The following is a 3,525-nucleotide window of genomic DNA, read 5'->3' as shown; positions in this document are numbered from 1 at the left end:
AGCTCCCGGAGCTGGATGATGAAATTTTTCCTTCTATTGCGTATAGAGCAATAGTGGTTTCATTTGCTGAAGCTCCCGGAGCTGGAGGGTAAAAATTTTTCCTTTTACTGCGTATAGAGCAATAGTGGTTTCATTTGCTGAAGCTCCCGGAGCTGGAGGGTAAAAATTTTTCCTTTTACTGCGTATAGAGCAATAGTCTGTTTCATTTACTGAAGCTCCCGGAGCTGGATGATGAAATTTTTCCTTCTATTGCGTATAGAGCAATAGTCTGTTTCATTTACTGAAGCTTCCGGAGCTGGATGATGAAATTTTTCCTTTTACTGCGTATATAGCAATAGTAGTTTCATTTACTGAAGCTTCCGGAGCTGGATGATGAAATTTTTCCTTTTACTGCGTATATAGCAATAGTCTGTTTTATTTGCTGAAGCTCCCGGAGGTGGATGGTGAGATTTTTTCTTTTATTGCGTCAACTTGATGTGCGTAATGTGGTATACAAATTGCGGTTGCCGATCTAAATTCATGTCCCAAAAAATGTGTGGGGATTTATGGGACGAGCCAGATAAACCTGTATTAAGCTACGTTCTCCAGACCTAGGGGCACATTCTGGGAGCTTTTTGAGAGGGTTTATGGTTGCCAGGTGTATCCAAATGAATATTGTAAATTGCACAGGACTTAGGCATTACCGCCATATATGGTGTATGTGTGGTCATTATGCCAGACATTACCACTACAATTAGTGCAGTTGCGTAAGTCCTGTTGCATATGAAGAAGTAGCCCTCAGCATTTTTTAGACTAATAAGTTATAAAAAAAATATAAAGAATCAAATAAAAAAGTTATTCCTGCTTTCACGAGAACCTACTTTTCAAAACAAGCACAAAATATTAGGGAGCATTACATAATGTTAGATTGCATTGTAATTGGAGCAGGCCCTGGTGGTCTGGTAACTACTAAAGAATTACTTGAGCAAGGCGTCAATGAGGTTGTTTGCTTGGAGCAAACAGAAAATTTGGGAGGCGTTTTTGCCAACACATACGACAATTTAGTGCTAACTTCCTCTTGCACCTATAGTATGTTTTCCGACTTTTGGATGGGTGATGGACAACAGCACCGATTCTGGACGAAGCAGGAAGCGCTTGACTATTGGAAAAGATATGCGAAACATTTTGGCGTTTTTGACAAAATTCGGTTCAATTCCAAGGTTGTTGAAATGACTAATCGAGAGGATGAAGGATGGCAAGTCAAACTGGCATCTGGAGAAACTTTGCGATCGAAACGAGTAGCTTTGGCGATGGGTAACAACAGTATCCCAAAATATCCCAAGTGGAAAGACTCTTTAACTGAAGTGGAGTTTTCTCATTCCCAAGAATATCGCAATGCGAATAACTTTGTAGGCAAAAATGTATTGGTGGTAGGTGGAGGTGAGTCAGGTTCGGACGTTGCGCTAGAAATATCTCGTGTCGCCAAGAATTGCTGGAGCAGCCTTCGTACTTCAACAGGGTGGGTATTACCCCGCAAAAGAGGTGAACGTGATGATGATTACCGAACATTTCCCCGAAAGCTACTTTTTGGAGGATTAATAGGCATTAAAAAGCATAATAATTTCACTATTTACTTAAAACCAATTCCGCTACTAAAGGTAAATGATCTGAACCTGTAGTTGGCAAAACTTCAGCAGACATAGAAACCCAATGATTTGAATACCAAATATAGTCAATTCTAAACAGAGGATAATCTAATTTCCAGGTAGAATTGGGAATTAAAAAATCCAGACGCCAACCCGCAGGCCAAGTTAAACCAAAACCCATTCCTGATACTCGAAAAGAATCATTTAATACTTGTGTTAAATAATAGTAGTCCTGAGATTGTTCGCTCATATTAAAATCACCCGCCACAATAACTGGCAAACTTTCTTTTTTTAGTCGTTCTATTAAGTCTTGAATTTCTAGCGATCGCTCATCAAATTCATAAACTGGAATTGTCAAAAAAGGTAAAATTTTCCGAAGTCGAATCCAAGGAGAAATTGTTTGAATATTGTAGACAACTATTAGCTGTTGCTTAATTTTAATAAGAGCGCGTTGTTGAACTTCTGAATGACTTGCTAAGTGTAGATTTTCCTGAAATTCTATAGGATATCTGCTGAGAATTGCTGCTCTATAACCTTTAATATCATCTGAGGTTTGATAAGGATATTCAGCTTTTAATTTAGGAAAGGATTTTGTAATATGATTTCTGGTAATTTCTTGTAAAAATACGATATCTGGTTTTTCTCGTTTTATTATTTCTACTAGAGTTTCGGTTTCAGTCTTATGCCAACTATTATTTAAGGAGAAAATTTTCAGAGGTTGAGTATTTGCTGCGGAAATAGTTTGAGGAGAAAAATATTGTGTATGTAACCAACCAATAAGCAGCAGACAAGCAATAGATGAAACTATCAAAAACCAACGTTTTTTGATAATTAAAAATGCCGGGAGTGGCAGAATTAATATTGGGAAAAAAATCAAAGGGATAAAATTTCCAATTAAAGCTATTAGCCAGAATTTATCCCATAATATTAGTCGGAGTATCAAGTAAATTAAAATTAATCCTGAATAACTATAGACAAACAATTTGGTAATTATTTGTAAAAGTAAGAAGAGATTCATTTGCCCATTGCCTCCAAACCTATTTACAAAAAAAGTAAGATTTGAGTTTTTTTTCTTCTTTCTTCCTTCTTTCTTCTTCCTTCTTTAAAAATCAGTTTTCCCTTCTTCCTTCTTCCTTATTTCCTCTTCCTTCTTTAAAACAGCTTCCCTAAAACCTAGCACTAGCAAAATATTAGATAGTGTTAGAAATACTTCTGCACTACCATGTAACCAATCAATATTTGCTAAGGCTTCACTATAAACTTGTTTAGCATAAATTCCAGCGGGAATAGTTACGCCTACAAATACTAAAGTGCCATAAAATCCAATTAAGGCTAAACGGGGTGTTTTGCCTGAACGAGTGAGAAACCAAAGAAAGCCTAAATAAGGAAATAGAGAAAGAGCAAATAGAGTATCTTTAGAAATCATATTTTTAGGAGTATAAAAAATTTTGTTGTAGTAAGTAGCTAGTAGTCCATAGTTAAAGCTCTGTATTCAAAATACATTATATTCAGTATTCAAAATACTCTGAATATATATTTTCAAAACTATAACGTTATAGATATCTAGTCTGGAGCGCTCAAAAATATCTCACTGCTGAGTTGATTTAATTTTTCAAAAAAAGATAGTAGGTACTCTGGAGTTCAGTATTCAAAATACTCTGAATATACAGACTTAAAACTATAACGTTATAGATATCTAGTCTGGAGTGCTGAAAAATATCTCACTTCTGAGTTGATTTAATTTTTCAAAAAAAAGATAGTCGGTACTTTGGAGTAAGTATTCAAAATACTCTGAATATATATTTTCAAAACTATAACGTTATAGATTATTAGTCTGGAGCGCTCAAAAATATCTCACTTCTGAGTTGATTTAATTTTTCAAAAAAAGATAGTCGGTACT

General features: G+C 35.5%; 3 protein-coding genes. 1 reads left to right on the top strand and 2 read right to left on the bottom strand.

What is annotated here, in order from left to right; genetic code table 11:
- Positions 1-899 precede the first annotated feature (899 nt).
- Positions 900-1,658 carry a flavin-containing monooxygenase gene (locus tag D5R40_RS31250; RefSeq protein WP_205127510.1) on the top strand — a complete coding sequence of 253 codons (759 nt, stop codon included), beginning with the start codon at positions 900-902 and terminating at the stop codon, positions 1,656-1,658.
- Here D5R40_RS31250 and D5R40_RS31245 read toward each other — a convergent pair.
- Positions 1,606-2,643, bottom strand: coding sequence for an endonuclease/exonuclease/phosphatase family protein (locus D5R40_RS31245; protein ID WP_124146925.1), 1,038 nt, complete (start codon positions 2,641-2,643; stop codon positions 1,606-1,608). The genes D5R40_RS31250 and D5R40_RS31245 overlap by 53 nt on opposite strands.
- A gap of 84 nt (positions 2,644-2,727) precedes the next feature.
- Positions 2,728-3,051 (bottom strand): DUF3593 domain-containing protein, encoded by a 324-nt coding sequence (locus D5R40_RS31240; RefSeq protein WP_124146924.1) that lies wholly within the window; start codon positions 3,049-3,051, stop codon positions 2,728-2,730.
- Positions 3,052-3,525: the final 474 nt, after the last annotated feature.

The sequence above is a fragment of the Okeania hirsuta genome (assembly GCF_003838195.1).
Lineage (GTDB): Bacteria > Cyanobacteriota > Cyanobacteriia > Cyanobacteriales > Microcoleaceae > Okeania > Okeania hirsuta.
Note: the sequence above shows the minus strand (reverse complement) of the source record. Positions and strands in the feature narration are given on the sequence as shown.